Below are 794 nucleotides of genomic sequence, written 5' to 3'. Positions count from 1 at the left end.
CGCGAAGCGGACGGCGGGAGCACACGGAAGAGCTTGGTGCATGTTGCCGGAGAGCGGGCTTTTGCTCTTCAGGGGCCTAACGCCTGAATTAAGCCGAGCCGCGAAGCGGCTTCGGCTTGAATGAATTGTTAGGCGCCACTGCTGGATACTGAAAGATGCAAGTACGCGCCGCAACTGCGATGTCTCTGCCCATCCCAGGAATGTGCCGAGCCGATATGGAATGACTTTCCGCAGTGATGGCAGCGAACAATCCCATCGTCTCCGACAGATACCGTTGGAACTCCCTGGATATTCCAGTCTTTGCGAGACTGCCGCAAAAGCGCCAGTGAGCGCTCTTGAAGGACGGGAATGCTTGCAGGAGTGCCATGGAAACATTCATAAGCTTCTGTCTCAAGGTCTCCGCAGTCTGATACAAGGTTCCCGTCCTCGTCATAGATTTTGAATGCCTGCTGCTCGCTGTTACCGATAGCGGCAGAGCCATCTAGGCCGAGCAGAAGCGAATACATAGTGTCGGTCGTAACGGTATCCATAAGTCGCCAAATCTGCTCGGTTTGAGTGTCACTCAAGCCCAGTTCCATGAGCTGCTTTCCAGCAAGACCGGAGCCAGCGAATAGGGACGCAAGATAGTCGTCCCTCTGTTCTTTCCAACTTGCGACAAATTCTTTGGCGTTCATACTCTAGGGAACTTGGATGTGGCGCCTAACGCCTGAATTAAGCCGACCCGCGAAGCGGGTTCGGCTTGAATGAATTGTTAGGCCGCAGCCAACCCGCGAACTGACCGACTGTGGCCTTAC

Annotated in this window: 1 protein-coding gene; it reads right to left on the bottom strand. The window is 54.7% G+C overall.

The annotated features are described in order from the left end of the window. Positions 1 to 128: 128 nt before the first annotated feature. A complete protein-coding gene (locus ACFOLC_RS16125) occupies positions 129 to 674 on the bottom strand; it encodes a hypothetical protein (protein ID WP_386760287.1) in 546 nt (181 codons plus the stop codon). Positions 675 to 794 lie beyond the last annotated feature (120 nt).

It is taken from the genome of Lysobacter cavernae (genome assembly GCF_042648505.1).
GTDB lineage: Bacteria > Pseudomonadota > Gammaproteobacteria > Xanthomonadales > Xanthomonadaceae > Lysobacter_L > Lysobacter_L cavernae.
Note: the sequence above shows the minus strand (reverse complement) of the source record. Positions and strands in the feature narration are given on the sequence as shown.